16 protein-coding genes are annotated in these 17671 nt (G+C 63.4%); 7 read left to right on the top strand and 9 right to left on the bottom strand.

Features of this window, described 5'->3' with window-relative positions; all coding sequences use genetic code 11:
* The first annotated feature begins 1 nt into the window (after position 1).
* The gene (locus IVA81_RS28075; protein ID WP_247324023.1) at positions 2–979 is read left to right on the top strand and encodes a type II secretion system F family protein; all 978 of its coding nucleotides are present in this window, start codon (positions 2–4) and stop codon (positions 977–979) included.
* Positions 980–988: 9 nt separating this feature from the next.
* A complete protein-coding gene (locus IVA81_RS28070) occupies positions 989–1963 on the top strand; it encodes a type II secretion system F family protein (RefSeq protein ID WP_247324021.1) in 975 nt (324 codons plus the stop codon).
* Positions 1964–2015: 52 nt separating this feature from the next.
* On the opposite strand, the gene IVA81_RS28065 is transcribed toward IVA81_RS28070, so the two are convergent.
* The 3 genes from IVA81_RS28065 to IVA81_RS40740 form a co-directional block, all read right to left on the bottom strand.
* The gene (locus IVA81_RS28065) at positions 2016–2846 is read right to left on the bottom strand and encodes a tetratricopeptide repeat protein (RefSeq protein WP_247324019.1); all 831 of its coding nucleotides are present in this window, start codon (positions 2844–2846) and stop codon (positions 2016–2018) included.
* A 98-nt stretch (positions 2847–2944) separates the two neighbouring features.
* Complete coding sequence (locus tag IVA81_RS28060; protein ID WP_247324016.1) at positions 2945–4447, bottom strand: metallophosphoesterase; 1503 nt, start codon at positions 4445–4447, stop codon at positions 2945–2947.
* Positions 4448–4738: 291 nt separating this feature from the next.
* On the bottom strand, positions 4739–4942 hold the full coding sequence (locus IVA81_RS40740; RefSeq protein WP_246923905.1) for a hypothetical protein: 204 nt from the start codon (positions 4940–4942) through the stop codon (positions 4739–4741).
* Positions 4943–5142: 200 nt separating this feature from the next.
* On the opposite strand from IVA81_RS40740, the gene IVA81_RS28050 reads away from it, so the two are divergent.
* The 4 genes from IVA81_RS28050 (at position 5143) to IVA81_RS28035 (ending at position 8111) form a co-directional block, all read left to right on the top strand.
* Complete coding sequence (locus tag IVA81_RS28050) at positions 5143–6516, top strand: leucyl aminopeptidase family protein (protein ID WP_247324011.1); 1374 nt, start codon at positions 5143–5145, stop codon at positions 6514–6516.
* Complete coding sequence (locus tag IVA81_RS28045; protein ID WP_247324009.1) at positions 6509–7363, top strand: NlpC/P60 family protein; 855 nt, start codon at positions 6509–6511, stop codon at positions 7361–7363. The genes IVA81_RS28050 and IVA81_RS28045 overlap by 8 nt, the downstream gene beginning before the upstream one ends.
* A gap of 200 nt (positions 7364–7563) precedes the next feature.
* On the top strand, positions 7564–7845 hold the full coding sequence (locus IVA81_RS28040; RefSeq protein WP_247324007.1) for a hypothetical protein: 282 nt from the start codon (positions 7564–7566) through the stop codon (positions 7843–7845).
* A 38-nt stretch (positions 7846–7883) separates the two neighbouring features.
* Positions 7884–8111, top strand: coding sequence for a hypothetical protein (locus IVA81_RS28035; RefSeq protein ID WP_247324005.1), 228 nt, complete (start codon positions 7884–7886; stop codon positions 8109–8111).
* Between the two features lie 78 nt (positions 8112–8189).
* On the opposite strand, the gene IVA81_RS28030 is transcribed toward IVA81_RS28035, so the two are convergent.
* The 6 genes from IVA81_RS28030 to IVA81_RS28005 form a co-directional block, all read right to left on the bottom strand.
* The gene (locus IVA81_RS28030; RefSeq protein ID WP_247324003.1) at positions 8190–9827 is read right to left on the bottom strand and encodes an ABC transporter ATP-binding protein; all 1638 of its coding nucleotides are present in this window, start codon (positions 9825–9827) and stop codon (positions 8190–8192) included.
* A 4-nt stretch (positions 9828–9831) separates the two neighbouring features.
* Entirely contained in the window at positions 9832–11010 is a 1179-nt protein-coding gene (locus IVA81_RS28025; protein ID WP_247324001.1) for an ABC transporter permease, read from the bottom strand.
* Positions 11010–12119: a microcin C ABC transporter permease YejB gene (locus IVA81_RS28020; protein ID WP_247323999.1), complete on the bottom strand. Its 1110-nt coding sequence runs from the start codon at positions 12117–12119 to the stop codon at positions 11010–11012. Before IVA81_RS28020 ends, IVA81_RS28025 begins: the two co-directional genes overlap by 1 nt.
* A gap of 2 nt (positions 12120–12121) precedes the next feature.
* Positions 12122–14008 carry an extracellular solute-binding protein gene (locus IVA81_RS28015; RefSeq protein WP_247323997.1) on the bottom strand — a complete coding sequence of 629 codons (1887 nt, stop codon included), beginning with the start codon at positions 14006–14008 and terminating at the stop codon, positions 12122–12124.
* A gap of 14 nt (positions 14009–14022) precedes the next feature.
* On the bottom strand, positions 14023–15939 hold the full coding sequence (locus IVA81_RS28010) for an extracellular solute-binding protein (protein ID WP_247323995.1): 1917 nt from the start codon (positions 15937–15939) through the stop codon (positions 14023–14025).
* Positions 15940–16152: 213 nt separating this feature from the next.
* Entirely contained in the window at positions 16153–16707 is a 555-nt protein-coding gene (locus IVA81_RS28005) for a cytochrome c family protein (RefSeq protein WP_247005541.1), read from the bottom strand.
* A 218-nt stretch (positions 16708–16925) separates the two neighbouring features.
* Between IVA81_RS28005 and IVA81_RS28000 the strand changes: the two genes are divergently transcribed.
* Positions 16926–17666: a 3-deoxy-manno-octulosonate cytidylyltransferase gene (locus IVA81_RS28000; protein WP_247323993.1), complete on the top strand. Its 741-nt coding sequence runs from the start codon at positions 16926–16928 to the stop codon at positions 17664–17666.
* Positions 17667–17671 lie beyond the last annotated feature (5 nt).

Below are 17671 nucleotides of genomic sequence, written 5' to 3'. Positions count from 1 at the left end.
CATGAACATGCAAGTCCTCGCTCTCGCATTCCTCGCCACCGCAGCGGTCGGCGGCGTCGCCTGGGTCTTCCTCTATCCGCTGCTGTCCGGGGAACGAAAGGCGGAAAGCCGCCGAGCCTCGATCTCGCGCGCCGAGGCGCCCACGGCACGCCAGGCCGAGAAGACCCAGCGCTCGCGCCGCGAGCAGGTCGAGACCACGCTGAAGGATCTCGAAGCACGACGCCTGCAGGAAAGGAGCGCTCCGCTCAGCGTCCGCCTGTCGCAGGCTGGGCTCGACTGGACGACGCAGAAATTCTGGGTGGCCTCCGCCGTCGTGGCGGGCGTGTTTTTCGCGGTCGCCCTGTTCGCCGGCGGCGGCCTGATCGGTGCTGCCGGCCTTGCCTTTGCCGGCGGGTTCGGGCTGCCGCGCTGGGCGCTGGGCTTCCTGAAGAACCGTCGCGAGGCCAAGTTCCTGGCGGCGTTGCCGGACGCGGTCGACGTGATCGTCCGCGGCATCAAGGCGGGCCTGCCGCTATTCGAATCGATCAAGGTCGTTGCCGCCGACGCGCCCGAGCCGCTGCGCAGCGAGTTCCTGGCGATCATCGAGACGCAGGCGATCGGCATGCCCCTCGGCGAAGCCTGCTCGCGGCTCTACGAGCGCATGCCGCTGCCGGAGGCCAATTTCTTCGGCATCGTGGTTTCGATCCAGCAGAAGTCTGGCGGCAACCTTTCCGAAGCGCTCGGCAACCTCTCCAAGGTGCTGCGCGACCGCAAGAAGATGAAAGAGAAGATCCAGGCAATGTCGATGGAAGCCAAGGCTTCGGCCGGCATCATCGGTTCGCTGCCGCCGATCGTGATGTTCCTCGTCTATCTCACGACGCCGCAATACATCTCGCTGCTTTGGACTCATCCCACCGGCCAGCTGATGCTGGTCGGCTGCGTCGTCTGGATGTCGATCGGCATCATGGTGATGAAGAAGATGATCAACTTCGATTTCTGACGGTGCCGTATGGTCGATTTCCTCGTCTCGAAACTGCACGACGTTCGCTTCATGACCATGCTGCTGGCGGCCATTGCCGCCAGCGCCACCGTGTATACGCTGGTGATGCCACTGCTCGCCGGCGAGGGGCTCTCCAAGCGCATGAAGGCGGTGGCGAGCGAGCGTGAGCGCATTCGGCAGCGCGAGCGTGAGCGCCTTCACAAGAACGAAAAGGTCTCGCTGCGCCAGACCCCGAAGCAGCTCGTCTCCAAGGTCGTCGAGGACTTCAACCTCACCAAATGGCTCGCGCAGGAGGCTGCGCGGGACAAGCTCATCATGGCAGGCTACCGCGGCCATGCGCCCTACATCACCTTCCTGTTTGCCCGCATGGTCGCGCCGATCGTGCTCTTCATCGGCTCGGTCGTCTACGTTTTCGGCATCGCGCATATGGAGCAGACGATGCCGATCAAGATCGGCATCTGCGTCGGCGCCGCCTATCTCGGCCTCCAGGCACCGATGCTGTTCCTCAGGAACGCGATTTCCAAGCGCCAGCTCTCGATCAAGCGCGCCTTTCCCGATGCGCTCGACCTGCTCCTGATCTGCATCGAATCCGGCATGTCGGTCGAGATGGCGTTCCGGAAAGTCGCCACCGAGATCGTGGGACAGTCGATCGCGCTGTCGGAGGAGTTCACGCTGACCACGGCCGAATTGTCCTATCTGCAGGATCGCAAGGTCGCCTATGAGAACCTGGCGCGACGCACCGGGCTGGAAGGCGTCAAGTCGGTGTGTCTCGCGCTTCAGCAGGCGGAGCGTTACGGCACCCCGCTCGGGCATTCCTTGCGCGTCATGGCGCAGGAAAACCGCGACATGCGCATGAACGAGGCCGAGAAGAAGGCCGCCGCCCTGCCCCCGAAGCTGACTGTGCCGATGATCTTGTTCTTCCTGCCGGTGCTTTTCGTCGTCATTCTCGGGCCGACCGGCATCAAGATCACCGAGCTGCACTGAGACAGGGCCCGACAGCGCGGTCCGTCCCTTACGTCAAAGTCGAGGAATCTGATCAGTCTGGCTGGCTGAGCGAGGCCACCGGCGTCCGCTTCGGCCCGCCGCGCGGGCCCTCGCTGCGGCTGAGCATGTCCTTGAGATAGGCGACGTTGGCCGCAGCCTGATCCGGTGGCAGATCTGCCTTCACGATGGTCTCGGCTTCCGCAAAGCGGCCCTGGAGACCGACGACGAGGCCGAGATTCTGCCGCACCCGGGTGCTCGCGCGCGGCGAGGCGTAGGCCTGCCGCAGCGCCTCTTCGGCCTTCGGCAAGTCTCGCGACAACATGTAGGACAGGCCGAGATTGGAGAGCACGCCGGGATCACCCGGAGCGATCTTGAGCGCGCTCGCGTAATAGGAGCGCGCCTCCTCGTGACGGCCCATCTGGTCCAGCGCCGTGCCTTGCACAGAGAGCAGGCGCCAATCCGGATTGTCCGGGGAATGCGCTTTCGACAGGACGTCGTAGGCCTGCTGGAAATTGCCGTTGTCGGCGAGGGCGCGGCCGTACAGGGCGAGCAGTGTCTTGTTGCCGGGATTGGCAATGGTCGCCTGCTCGAGCACCGCTGCGGCCTGGGCGCGCTGGCCGTTCGCGCGCAGGGCCTGACCATAGGCAAGCGCGGCGTCGGCGTCCTTGGGATTGGCGCGGTAGCGCTCGCCATAGGCCTCGACGGCACGCACCGGATCGGTGGGCGCGCGATCGGTGGGAGCTGCCTCAGCCCGCGGCCCGCCGACCGAGCCCGTCACGTCGGAGAGTTTCGACATGGCCGTGCAGCCGCCGAGGCCCATGGCCAATGCTGCGACCACCGACGTGGACGCAAGAAGCCTGGCAAGACTGAACCGTTGACGCATGACGCCTTGACTCTCGAGCCGATTGATCGAGCCGAACGCGCCAGCAATAGACTGTTAACCCTAACGGCGTGTTAACGCCGCTTCCCGACCCGCACCTCTCACGGCGGCGTTTGCGGCGGCGCCTCACCGCCAAGGTCAAGATCGAGGCCGAGTGCCTTCACCTGTTCGTTCAGGTCCCGCAGCAATTGACGCCTTTGTCGCGCCGGCTGCCGGGCATCGAGGCCCTCGCGGGACAGCCTCGGCAGTTGGCGCAGGAAATCATCACAGTTGATCGGGCGCCTGCCGGCGAGCTCATCGAGCTGAGCGCGATCGACGCCGAACACGTCGGCGGATTGCGCGATCAATCGACCAAGCAGTGTTCTCACGGCGGACAATGCGTCGATGTCAGACCTCGGCCCGGGCCTCGCGACCTTGCCTTCGAGGTCCGTCCAGGCATGAGACGAGACGACGTAAGTGTAGATCGCGCTCGCCCAGTCCGGTTCGGCTTCATCGTAAAAGCCGCGACGCATGAACAATCGGCGGGCGATCGCCGCGACCTGATCCCGCTTCAGCGAGGCGCATGAGGCGATCTCGATCGCCGACTGGACCGCTGGATCGCGGGAAAAGTCCCGCCCTGCCGGCAGCCTGATGACGCCGTCCGGCAGATTCGAATCGAGCAGCCCGAAAGCGTCACCGTTACGCGGCCTGGAATAGCGCGCGATCGCGAAGCGGTAGTCCGTGCGGGCAGCACGGGACGTTGGACCGAAATGGATGATGTTGAAGCCGGCATCGTCGCCGGCTTGCCCGGTCGAGGATGGACAGGAGAGCACGTAGATCGTGCGCCAAAACGCTTCGCCGCTCTCGCTCGAGATCGCGCGTGGATCGGGGATGGAATAGCGGGTCAGTCCCTCGACATGTCGGTGACCGTGCAGAACCAGATTGACGTTGAGGGAGGTTGCCGCTTCGAGGAAGGTTCCGGGCGCTGCCAGATACATCAGCGGCTCGTCGGGCACGCCGAGAAAGCGCTTTCCTTCCCCGGTCGCCTGCGGCAGCGGATGATGATGCAGGGCCAGCACGCGCACCAGGTTTTCCGTCGGCTCGGCATGATCGGCACGCCCCGCAGACCCCATGCTGCCCGCGAGCTCGACGCTCAGCCGGGCGGAATCCGCGACCATCGCGTTGTAGGTGCCCTGATCGATATTGCCGCTCGCAAGCGTCGTCAGGCTTGCGCGGTTGGAATCCAGCAGCACGAGGTCGAGGCCGGCCTGCCGGTAATAGACGCTCTTCGAGGTCCGCGGTAGATGCAGGTAATCATAGACGTCGTGACGGCCGGTCCACTGGCTCGGCCGCTTGACATCGTGATTGCCGGCAACGGCCTGGATGTCGGTGAACACACCGGTCTGCCGGAGGGACGCGATGACGGCCAGCGCTTCGTCGAGCGCGCGCGGCGTCGGATCGTCCACGAGATCTCCCGTGATCAGCAGGATGCGATCGGGGACATCGGCGAGGTGCGCAATCCTCTCGCGGAGAGCGGCACTGAGCGCCTCGATCGTCGGGAGCAGCCGGCCCGACCCGTCCAGATGCAAGTCGGAAATCTGCGCAATAACGAACGATCTATCCATTTGCGCCGCTCATTTGCCAATGCTGCGTCGCCCAAAACGATGCGAGAAATGCCTTCGACGAACAGATTGAGGCCGGTCGCAGCCCGGGCAAGGATGACCTCGGGCAAGTATCAACCGCGTGCCGCCGCGTTCTCGCTCCCGATGCGTACAGAGACGCGCGGCACAATCTAAAATTTCGGCCAATCATGCCACAACCGTGGCGCTAGTAAAGCCCTGCGGCCGCGCTCGCGTGAACGACAGTTCTCAACATGAGATACGAGACCTGCCGTACAACGGTTTCGCTTCGTCCGATCAATATTCGATGGCAAGCCGCTTGCGGATTTCGTCGACGCGCTTGTCCAGCGCATCGAACCGCGCGTGGACGGATCGATCATGGAGATAAAAGACGTAACCGCCGGCAAGGAGCGCGAAGATCCAGTGGTGGTGCTCGACATAGCCAAAAATCGCCTCGACGGCCTGGCCGATGAATGTGACCACGCTCCACACAAATTCCATTGCACTTCCTCCCGGCGCGCTTTGTCGTCGGTCGCCCGATTTCCATCCCTGGCGACCGTTGCCGGAACCTAGCATGGCCCCCTTGCTGCGAGTAGCGGCTCGCCGAACGGTGACAGCGAAGCCGATTGCAGCAGCGGCCAAACTCTGCGAAGTCTCGTCCGTTCGTATGACCCGTTTGATCTGACGATCCGGACCCGCCAATGCCTTCTGTCTTCGAGACGTCACCCACCGCCATCCCGATCACCTTCGTCACCAAATCGAGCTGGGATCAGGTCGCCGAGACGCTGCCGCCGCCGCAACGCCTGTTCGCCACGGCATGCGCCTTCACCGCCAAGCCGGGCGCCTATCTGGCGCTGCCTGCGCCCGATGGCGCAATTGCGCAGGTGCTGTTCGGCCTCGAGGACGAGGGTGCAAGATCGCGCGACCTGTTCCGGCCTGGTGCCCTACCGGGGCTTCTGCCGCCGGGCACTTATCGCTTTGCCAATGCCCCACACGATGCACGGCTGGCGGCGCTCGCTTTTGCTCTGGGCCGCTACCGCTTCGCTCGCTACCGCAAGGCTGATCGCCGCGACGTCCGGCTGGTGCCGCCTGATGGCGTCGATGCGGCCGAGATCGAGCGGATCGCTGATGCCGCAATGCTCGCGCGCGACCTCATCAACACGCCGTCCAACGACATGGGACCGGCGGAGCTGGCCGCAGCTGCGCAAGCGCTCGCGGCCGAGTTCGGTGCAAGTTTCGCCTGCACCATCGGCGAAGAGTTGGCGAAGGATTTCCCGTTGATCCATGCCGTCGGCATGGCCTCCAGCCGCGCGCCGCGACTGATCGATATCGGCTGGGGCGATCCTGATCATCCCAAGGTGACGCTGGTCGGCAAGGGTGTCTGCTTCGACACCGGCGGGCTCGACCTGAAGCCGTCGAGCGGCATGCTGATCATGAAGAAGGACATGGGCGGTGCCGCCAACGTGCTGGCGCTGGCGCGCATGGTAATGGACGCGAAGCTGAAGGTGCGGCTGCGCGTGCTGATCCCGGCCGTCGAGAACGCGGTCGCGGGCAACGCCTTCCGCCCGCTCGACATCTTCACCTCGCGCAAGGGCATCACGGTCGAGATCGGCAATACCGATGCGGAAGGCCGGCTGGTGCTGGCCGACGCGCTGGCGCTGGCCGACGAGGAGAGGCCCGATCTGCTGATCGATCTGGGCACGCTGACCGGCGCGGCGCGTGTCGCGCTCGGGCCGGATTTACCGCCCTTTTACACCAATGATGAGATCCTTGCCGCCGACCTCGCGCGCTGTGCGACGAAGGAGAACGACCCGTTGTGGCGCATGCCGCTGTGGCCGCCTTACGATGCGTGGCTGGACTCCAAGACGGCCACCATCACGAACGCGCCATCAGGCGGCTTTGCCGGCTCGATCACCTGCGCGCTGTTCCTGCAACGCTTCGTCGAGCAGGCCGGGAGCTGGCTGCATGTCGACATCTACGGCTGGACGCCGTCGGCAAAACCGGCACGCCCCGAAGGCGGCGAGTGCCAGGCCGCGCGGGCCATCTACACCTTGCTGAGCGCGCGCTATGCATGATCCAAAATACGACCCAAGGCTGACGCCGGCGCGGGGCGACCTCGCCGCGAAGTATCTCGAAGGCAAGGTTGAGGCGAATCGCTTCGTCAGTGGCGAGGAATTCGAGGTGATCGAACCGGTCGCGCCGGTGCGCGAGCAGCCGTCGTCGAGCGCGATGCTGATGACGGAGGCGCTGCGCGGTGAACGCGTCACAATCTACGACCGCAACGGCGAAGGTTGGGCATGGGGCCAGCTCAATGGCGACGGCTATGTCGGCTGGCTGCCGGATGCGGCGCTCGTAAAGCCGTCGGCCGCCCCAACTCACGTGGTCAGCGCGCTACGGACGTTTGCCTTTCCCGGTCCCTCGATCAAGCTGCCGCCGGCCGAGACGCTCGTGATGGGATCCAAGCTCGCGGTGACGCGCGAAGACGGCAGCTTCGCCGTGACGCGTGACGGCAGATATCTGCCGAAGTCCCATCTCGCGCCGCTCGATCATCGCGAGCCGGATTTCATCGCCGTCGCCGAGCGCTTCGTCGGCACGCCCTATCTGTGGGGCGGCAAGAGCAGTTTTGGCATCGATTGCTCTGGCCTCGTTCAGGTCTCGCTGACAGCATCAGGCACCGGCTGCCCGCGCGACAGCGACATGCAGCAGGCCGGGCTCGGCCGCACCCTGGAGCCGCATGAGCGGAGCAGCTTGCTGCGCGGCGATCTGATCTTCTGGAAGGGCCACGTTGCCATCGTACGCGATGGCAGCACCATGGTTCACGCCAACGCGCATCACATGGCGACGGTGATCGAACCGATCGAGCCGGCCATCGCACGGACCAAGCAGGCCGGCAGCGAAGTCGTCGCGATCAAGCGACTCTAGGGCCGTGAATCAAGAGGATCGTAAACGCGAGCTTTTTTCTCGGTACCCGAACGGGTTCCGGACGCGATTGTTGACCTATCGGACGCATCGACCCCGTCTCAATGGGCACCTTGCGGCGCAGCTACGGAACAAACGTTACATCTGAGAGCTTTGCGGAACGAAACGCGTCGTCAGTCTTTCTCTGGCTTTGGGAGGTGCCCATGAGTTCTCAGGCCAGAGAAGGCGCGTGTGCGTTCGCTTGGCGGAACTACTTGCTGCTCCACAGCGGCATCAGCGAGAATGATAACAGGCGTTCCGCCCTCTACCGCTACATCGCCAATCTTCGCGATGCCGGCGAAGATGATTTCGATCTCTTGCAAATCGCCGCAGTCGCCTACTTGAAAAAGCTGGATGAATTGCAAGACAACCAATGCGCGCGCCTCGCGGCGGATCAAGTTTTGGCCAAATGTTTAGAGGCACGCGGTTCACAACACGACAGGTAGCTTTCAGGCCATAACACCAGAGCGAAGGAGCGAACAGCATGGCAGACAAGACCAATGCAGACCGTTTCGCGCGCGACCCAGAACGGCGCATCGCCGCAGCGACAGCAATCGGCATGAATGCCTTGAAGCCGATGATGCACTTTCAGATCTCAATGCTGAGGATGTGGGCCGACAGCATCGAGAGGCTCGCGGGCAATTACGAAAAGCGGCTGGAAGAAACTGCGACCGCGGCCGAGGACCGGTCGGACAAGGAACGCGCCGCGTAAATCAACGCGACGGGTCAAGCACAGCCCGCTTTGGAAGCGTCCCCGGGGTTTGCGCTGTCGCGCCCCCGGAATGACGGACTACGTCGCGGCCGCCCCATTGCCCGCCGTCTCCAGCCGGAACGCCGCCGCGAACAGCGCGCGCGTGTAATCCGTCTTCGGGCTCTTGAAGAGTTCGGTGGCCTGGCCTTCCTCGACCACCTTGCCGCCACGCATCACGATCAGATGGCTGGCGAGCGAGGCGACGACGCGTAAGTCGTGCGAGATGAACATGTAGGTGAGCTCGCGCTTGCGCTGGAGCTCGCGGAGCAGATCGACCATCTGCGCCTGGAACAGCATGTCGAGCGCGCTGGTCGGCTCGTCCAGCACGACGAAATCCGGCTCCAGCACCACCGCCCGCGCGATACTGATGCGCTGACGCTGGCCGCCGGAGAATTCATGGGGATAGCGGTAGCGGGTATCGGGCTTCAGCCCGACGTCTTCCAGCGCCTTGACGACGCGCTCCTCGCGTTCTTCGCGCGACAGCTTCGGCTGATGCACGGAGAGACCTTCGGCGATGATGTCGGCGACCGACATGCGCGGGCTGAGCGAGCCGAACGGGTCCTGGAATACGATCTGCATGTCGCGCCGGAACGGCCGCATCTCCTTGAAACGGAGGCCCTGGATGTCCTTCCCTAAGAACACGATGCGCCCGTTCGAGGAGATCAGCCGCATCAGCGCCAGCCCCAACGTGGTCTTGCCCGAGCCGGATTCGCCGACCACGCCAAGCGTCTCGCCCTTGCGCACGGCGACGCTGACGCCGTCGACCGCCTTGATGTGGCCGACCGTCTTGCGCATCAGGCCGCGCTTGATCGGAAACCAGACCTTCAGGTCATTGGCCGACATCACCACCGGCGCATCCGGCTGCGGCGGCGCCGGATCCGGCTTCGGCTCGGCCGCGAGCAGATCGCGCGTATAGGGATGTTTCGGCGACTTGAAGACCTGCTCGACCGGTCCCTGCTCGACGATCTCGCCGCTCTTCATGACACAGACGGTGTCGGCGATGCGGCGCACGATGCCGAGATCGTGGGTGATGAAGAGCAGGCTCATGCCGAGCCGCGAGCGAATCTCGGCGAGCAGCGCCAGGATCTGTGCCTGCACGGTGACATCGAGCGCCGTCGTCGGCTCGTCCGCGATCAACAGATCCGGCTCGTTGGCGAGCGCCATCGCGATCATCACGCGCTGGCGCTGACCGCCGGAGAGTTGATGCGGATAGCTCTTCAGCCGCGTCTCGGGCTCGGGGATGCCGACCTGCGTCAGCAGTTCCAGCGTCCGTCTGCGCACCTCGGCATTGCTGGTCGGATTATGCAGCTGGATGATCTCGCCGATCTGCGCTTCGATCGTGTGCAACGGATTGAGCGAGGTCATCGGCTCCTGGAAGATGATGGAGATATCGCTGCCGCGAATCTCCCGCATCTCCTGCTCGGATCGGTCGATCAGCTCCTGCCCCTTGAAGCGGATGCTGCCCGAGGGGTGCGATGCGTTCGGATAGGGCAAGAGCTTGAGGATCGAGAGCGCGCTGACAGACTTGCCGGAGCCGGATTCACCGACCAGTGCCAGGCATTCGCCGCGCTTGATCTGGAACGAGACCTTGTCGACCGCAAGCGTGGTGGCGCCGCCCTGGTGGAAGGCCACCGAGAGGTCGCGAACGGCAAGCAGGGGCTGGTTGATCGCGTCCATCGGCTTACCTGAACGTCTTGCGCGGATCGAAGGCGTCGCGCACGGCTTCGCCGGTGAAGATCAAGAGAGACAGCATGCTCGCGACCGAGAAGAAGCCGGAGAAGCCGAGCCAGGGCGCCTGCACATTGGACTTGGCCTGCGACAGCAATTCGCCGAGCGAAGGCGATCCCGGCGGCAGGCCGAAGCCGAGGAAATCCAGCGCCGTCAGCGTCATAACCGAACTCGACACGATGAAGGGCAGGAACGTCATGGTCGCGACCATCGCATTCGGCAGCAAATGGCGGAACATGATGATCGGGTTGGAGACACCGAGCGCCCGCGCCGCCTGGATGTATTCGAAGTTGCGACCGCGCAGGAATTCGGCCCGCACGAGACCGACCAGCGAGACCCAGGAAAACAGCAGGAGGATGCCGAGCAGCACGAAGAAGCCGGGCACGAGGACCGAAGACAGGATCAGGAGAAGATAGAGCGAGGGGATCGCCGTCCAGATCTCGATGAAACGCTGGAAGATGAGATCGACCCGACCGCCGAAATAGCCTTGCACGGCGCCCGCTGCGATGCCGATGACGGACGAGACGATGGTGAGACAAAGGCCGAACAGCACCGAGATGCGGAAGCCGTAGATCAGCCGTGCGACCACGTCGCGGCCCTGATCGTCGGTGCCGAGCCAGTTGTATTCGAGGTCGCGGCAGCTCTTCAGCCCCTTCTTCTCCACCACCGGCTGGCATTGCTTCTCGGTCAGCATCCAGGTCGGCGGCGACGGCGCCGGCGTCGGCAAGTCGAGATTGTGGGTGTCGTAAGAATAACGGATCAGGGGCCAGACGATGCTGCCGTTCTTCTCCTTGATCAGCTTCTGCAAATAGGGATCGCGGTAGTCAGCCGCGGTTTCGAAGTCCCCGCCGAAGGTCGTTTCGGAATAGGTCACGAACGCGGGCCAATAGAGACGGCCGTCGAACTTGATCAGGAAAGGCCGATCGTTGGCGATCAGCTCCGCGAACAGCGAGACCACGAACAGCGCAATGAAGATCCAGAACGACCAATAGCCGCGACGGTTCGCCTTGAAGTTCTGCCACCGCCGCCTGTTGAGCGGCGAAGGAGCGAACGGCTTCCGTGTGATCGGAACGACCTCGCCCAGTGGGGACTGGGTGGTGGTCTCGATCGGCGTCGGTGCGGTAATCGTCATCAGACCTCCCGCGCCTCGAAATCGATTCGGGGGTCGATCCACATATAGGTCAGGTCGGAGACCAGGTTGATCACGAGACCGACCAACGAAAAGATATAGAGCGTGCCGAACACCACGGGATAGTCGCGGTTGAGCACGCTCTCGAAGCTGAGCAGTCCCAGACCGTCCAGCGAGAAGATGGTCTCGATCAGCAGCGAGCCGGAGAAGAAGGCGTGGATGAAGGTCCCGGGGAAGCCGGCGATCACGATCAGCATGGCATTGCGGAAGACGTGGCCGTAAAGCACCCGGCCCTCGCTACAGCCCTTGGCGCGCGCGGTCATGACGTATTGCTTGCGAATCTCGTCCAGGAACGAGTTCTTGGTCAGGAACGTCATGGTGGTGAAGGCACCTAACCCCATGGCGATCAGGGGCAGCGTCAGATGCCAGAAATAATCGATGATCTTCCAGTACCAGGGAAACTGCGACCAGCCGTCGGAGGTCAGTCCGCGCAGCGGGAACCAGTTGAAAAAGGAGCCGCCGGCAAACAGGATGATGAGCAGGATTGCGAACAGAAAGCCGGGAATGGCATAGCCCAGCACGAGAATGGTCGATGTCCAGGTATCGAAGCGCGCGCCGTCCTTCACCGCCTTGCGGATGCCGAGCGGAATCGAGATCAGATAGGTGATCAGCGTCAGCCAGATCCCGAGTGAGATCGAAACAGGCAGCTTCTCCTTGATGAGTTGCAGAACGCTGACGTCTCGGAAATAGCTCTTGCCGAAATCGAAGCGGGCGAAATTCCACACCATCAGTGCGAAGCGTTCCGGTGCGGGCTTGTCGAAGCCGAACTGTACCTCGAGCTTCTTGATGAAGTCAGGATCAAGACCCTGCGCGCCGCGATATTTCGAGTTGATGGCATCGCCGCCGGCCCCGACTTGCCCGGGCGCGCGCTGCGCAAAGTCGCTGCCGCCCGAAATGCGCGAAGTGCCGCCGGTGTCAGCCCCGGAGAGCTGCGCGATCACGCGCTCGACCGGGCCGCCCGGCGCGAACTGCACGACGACGAAGGACACGAAGAGGATCCCCAGCAGCGTCGGGATCATCAAGAGGATGCGGCGGGCGATATAGGCGCTCATGATTATTTCGCCTGCTCGAGCTTGGCGGCTTTGGCGGGTTCATGCCACCAGATGTCGGGCGCGCCGACGCCGTTGGCATAACGCGGCAGCCTCGGTGGATGGCCGAACTGGTCCCAATAGGCCAGCCGATGCGTCTTGTTGTACCATTGCGGCACCCAATAGCGGCCGGCGCGGAAAAGGCGGTCGAAGGCGCGGCAGGCGACGGTCAATTCCTCGCGGCTGTCGGCCGCCATAATCTTCTCGATCATGGCGTCGATTGCCGGGCTGGCGACGCCCGCGAGATTGTATGAGCCTTTGGTCGCCGCGACCTGCGACGAGAAGAACGCGCGCATGGCATCGCCCGGCGTCGCCGACATGCTGAAGCGCTGGATCGTCATGTCAAAGTCGAAATCTTCCACGCGCGCGCGGTACTGCACGGCATCGACGAGGCGGAGGCTCGCCTCGATGCCGAGCGTTCCCAAGTTCTTGATATACGGCGCGTGATGCGGCTGAAGCGAGGGCTCCTCCGCCAGGAACTCAATCTTGAACACCTCTCCGCTCGGCAGCATTCGCTTGCCATCCTTGATCGGAAAGCCGGCCTCGTTAAGAAGCTGCTGCGACTTGCGCAAGAGAGCGCGGTCCTGCCCCGACCCGTCGGAAACCGGTGGCACGAAGGACGTAGCGAACACTTCGTCGGGAACCTGACCGCGGAATGGCTCGAGCAGCTTCAGCTCTTCAGGCGACGGCGGCCCGTTGCTCGCCATGAGATCGGAGTTCTGGAACGGCGACACCGTACGGGCATAGGCGCCGTACATGATGGTCTTGTTGGTCCATTCGAAGTCGAAGGCATTGATCAGGGCCTCGCGCACGCGGGGATCCCTGAATTTCTCGCGTCGCGTGTTGATGAACCAGCCCTGCGCGCCGGACGGCGTGTCGTCGGGCACGATCTCCAGCTTGACGCGGCCTTCCTTCACGGCCGGGAAGTCGTAGCGCGTCGCCCAGATGCGCGAGGTGAACTCTTCCCGGTAGAGATAGTTCTTGCCGGTAAAACCCTCGAAGGCGACATCGCGGTCGCGATAAAACTCATAGCGCACGACATCGAAATTGTAGGTGCCGCGGCAGGGCGGCAGATCGGCAGCCCACCAGTCCTTCACCCGCTCATACTCGATGTAGCGATTGACCTCGAACCTGCCGACTTTGTACGGACCCGAACCGAGCGGGGTCTCCAGAGACGATTCATCGAACGGGCGAGACGCGTAATACGCCTTCGAGAAGATCGGCAGGCTCGCTGCATAGAGCGGCACGTCGCGTGCCCGCCCCTTGGCAAAGGTGACGACGAGCGTCGCATCGTCGACCGCTTCCGCGCTGACCATGTCGCGCAGCTGCACGACGATCAGCGGATGTCCCTTGGTCTTCAGCGCCGTCAGCGAAAACGCCGCATCATGTGCGGTGAGCCTCGTGCCGTCGTGGAATTTCGCCTCCGGCCGCATCGTGAAGCGGTAGACCAGCCTGTCCGGCGATATCTGCACGGATTTGGCGGCAAGCCCGTACATCGCATCGGGTTCGTCGTTCGCGCGCACCATCAGTGGCGCAAACGTCATGTCCATGCCCTGCGCGCCATCGCCCTTCAGGATAAAGGCGTTGAGCGAGTTAAAGGTCTGGTAGGACTGGTTGTAGGCGCGCACCGATGGAATGAGGGAAAACGCGCCGCCCTTTTGCGCATCGACGTTGACATAGTCGAAATGGTGGAAGTCGGCGGGATATTTGAGATCGCCGAACGCCGAAATGCCGTGAGCCTCAATTCCGGCTTCCGATGCATGCGCGCCACGCAACAGCTGCGCGCCCAGCGACACCCCAAAGGTGCCGCCGACACCGAGGGCTAGCACATGGCGGCGCGACATCTGCGTCATGCGGGGGATGTCCTTCACGACTTCTTTGCGATCCGCGCCGCCTTGTCTGCGTCGTACCACCAGATGAAAGGGAAGCCGGACTGGCCATATCTGGGCAATTCGGCCGGCCGGCCGAAGCGATCCCAGCGCGCGGTGCGCACCTTCGTATAGGTCCACTGCGGCACGACATAGTGATTCCAGAGCAGCACACGGTCGAGCGCCTTGGTCGCGGCGACAAGATCGTCGCGATCGGTCGCGTAGATGACCCGCTCGATCAGCTTATCGATTGCGGGATTCTTGATGCCAGCAATGTTGCGGGAGCCGGCGATGTCAGCCGTCTTGGACGACCAGAACTCGCGCTGCTCGTTACCCGGCGACTGCGACTCGCCCCACGAGTTGGTGACGATGTCGAAATCCCACTCGCGTGTCCTGTTCTCGTATTGGGTCGGATCGACCGTCCGCACGCTGACGGCAATGCCGAGCCGCTCCAGAGACGGCTTGTAGAACAGCGTGATCCGCTCGAAGCTTGGATCCGAGTTCAGCAATTCCAGGGTGAACTGGGCGCCGGTCTTGACGTCGATCAGCTTGCGATCGCGAACCTCGTAGCCGGCCTCCTTGAACAGGCGCAGCGCCTCGCGCAGATTGTCGCGTACGGCCTCCGGACTGCCGCCGACCGGATTGGTGTAGGCCGTGGTGAAGACTTCGGGCGGCACTTGGGCGCGGACCGTCTCGAGGATCTCGAGCTCTTTCCCCTGCGGCACGCCGGTCGCCATCAGATCTTCGATGCCGTCGAAATAGCTGCTGATGCGCTTGTACTGACCGTAGAAGATCTGCTTGTTCATCTCCTCGAAGTCGAAGGCGTAGTTGAGCGCACGCCGCACGCGGGGGTCGCTGAATTTGGCGCGGCGCAGGTTCGGCACGAAGGCTTGCATGACGCCCGAGCTGCGATTGGCGAACTCCTCGAGGATCACCCGCTTTTCCGTCACGGCCGGGAAGTCGTAGGCGGTCGCCCAGTTCTTCGCGCTGTTCTCGGTACGCCAATCGACCTGGTCGGCCTTGAAAGCCTCGATCGCCACGGTGGCATCGCGGAAATATTCGTAGCGCAGCTCGTCGAAATTGTTGCGACCCACATTGGCCGGCAGGTCGCGACCCCAATAGTCCTTGACGCGCTCCAGCGCGATCGACCGTCCGGCGACGAAGTCCTTGATCCTGTAGGGACCGGAGCCGAGCGGCACTTCGAGCGTGGTCGCGGAGACATCGCGCTTGCGGCCCTGCGCGTCGGTCCCTTCCCACCAATGCTTCGGCAGGACCGTGAGCTGGCCCACGATCTGCGGCAGCTCTCGGTTGCCGGGCGCGTCGAATACGAACTTCACCTCACGCTCGCCGACCTTCTCGGCCTTCACCACATGGCTGTAATAGGCCGAGTACATCGGGTGGTGCTTCTTGAAGGAATCGAGCGAAAAGATCACGTCGTCCGCGGTAACGGGCTTGCCGTCGTGCCATTTGGCCTGCGGCCGCAGGCGGTAAGTGACGGAGGAGAAATCATCCGGATGGCTGATGGCCTCGGCCAGCGCGCCGTATTCAGTCGAGACCTCGTCGAGCGAGGCCGTCGTGAGGGATTCGTAGATGAATGCGACGGCGCCGGCGACCTGCCCCTTCACACCTGACACGACGATGTTGAAGTTGTCGAAGGTGCCTACGGCGATCTGGCGGGCGACGCCGCCTTTGGGCGCTTCCGGATTGACGTAGTCGAAGCGATTGAAATCGGCGGGGTACTTGACCTTCCCGAACAGGGATAGCGCGTGGCGCCAAGGAAGCCCATTTGAAGTCAGCTCACTGGCAGATTGCGCATGCGCCGTGCCGATGGCGGGAACGCTGCCGAGGGAACCAAGGACGGGAAGCGCTGCGGCAGCAGTGCTTGTGAGCAGGAGATCGCGTCGGGTAATGGCCAAATCAACATCCCTGTCTTGAAGGAGGCTACTCCTTTAAGTTCCCAATATAGGCGAGGTTTCGACCGAATATGTTGCTTTTTCCTCATCTTGAAAGACCCGATGGCCTGTCAGATGCGGCCAAACGCCCCGATAAATTCACTGCGAGGCCCGGATAAGGAAACGGCCAGGCTTTTCAGCCTGGCCGCATATTCCAAGACAGGTTCTTGAGAGCCCTTACTTCGATGCGGTCGGCAGCGGCTGAGGGTGCTCTGACAGCGAATTCAGATAGGCAATGACATCGGCGCGCTCGGAATCCTTGGGGATACCGGCAAAGCCCATCGCGGTGCCCGGGATGAAGCCCTTCGGATTGGCGATGAACTTGTTGAGGTCGTCGAACGTCCAGGTGCCGCCCTTGGCCTTCATGGCAGCCGAGAAGTTGAAGCCGCCGCGGCCCTCGCCCCGCTTCTCGCCGACAACGCCATAGAGGTTCGGACCAACGCGATTCGGGCCACCCTTTTCGAAGGTGTGGCAGGCGCCGCACTTCTTGGCGGCCGCAGAGCCCTTCTCGACCGAAGCGGTCTGGAGCAGCTTTTCAATCGGCTCGGAAGCAGCGGCGGCAGCGCCGCCTTCCTTGCCGTGGCCGGCATCTTCCTTCACGGCGATCTCGAAGCCGGGCTTTTCCGGCATCTTGGGCGAGAAAAGAGCCTGGGCGGTAAAGCTGGTCACCAAGAGAAAGAGACAGGTACCAAGCACGGCACCCATGATTTTATTGAGTTCGAAAGAGTCCATTTCCGGCCAGGCCCCACCGCAAGAAGGAAACAGCGGCGCAATCGGCCGCCAGGACGAGCCTCGGGAGAATCAAACGTTCCCTATTGTTTCCCCGAGTTTTGCCATTGAGATATCGGTTTGCCCGGGGTCTGGCAACCCGTATAAGCGACCCGACTTTCAACCCGTCCCCACTCCATTTCTCGGCGCGGAAAACGCCCTGTTTGCAGGCTCTTGACCCGATGATCGATCCTCGCATCCTGGTGCTGATCCCGGCCCGCATGGCCGCCACCCGCCTGCCCGGCAAGCCGCTCGCCGATATCGCGGGCCAGCCGATGATCGTGCATGTGCTGCGCCGCGCCGAGGCCGCCGGTATCGGCCGGGTCGCGGTCGCAACCGATACGCCGGAGATCGCCTCGGTCGTGACTGCCCATGGCGGCGAAGCCGTGATGACGCGCGCCGACCACCCCTCTGGTTCGGACCGCATCCACGAGGCCATGCAGAAGCTCGACCCGGACGGCAAGGCGGAGATCGTGATCAACCTCCAGGGCGATTTCCCGACGATCACGCCGGCAACCATCCGGGAGGTGCTGCCGCCCTTTGCCGATCCGGCGGTCGACATCGTGACGTTGGCCTCGCAGATCCACACCGAGGAGGAGGACCTCGCCCCGAGCGTCGTGAAGGCCATCGGCTCGCCGATCGGCCCGCGGCGCATGCGGGCACTTTACTTTACCCGCGCTACGGCCCCTTACGGCAATGGACCGCGTTACCACCACATCGGCCTCTATGCTTACCGCCGCGCTGCGCTGGAGCGGTTCGTGGCGCTGCCGCCTTCGCCGCTGGAGCGTCAGGAAAGCCTGGAGCAGCTCCGGGCGGTAGAAGCCGGCATGCGCATCGACATCATGATCGTCGACAGCGTGCCCCGCGGCGTCGACACGCCGCCCGATCTGGAAACCGCGCGCAGCATCCTTTCCAAATCCTGAGCGGC

Source organism: Bradyrhizobium sp. 141 (genome assembly GCF_023074055.1).
Lineage (GTDB): Bacteria > Pseudomonadota > Alphaproteobacteria > Rhizobiales > Xanthobacteraceae > Bradyrhizobium.
This window is presented reverse-complemented; position numbering and strand designations above follow the sequence as displayed.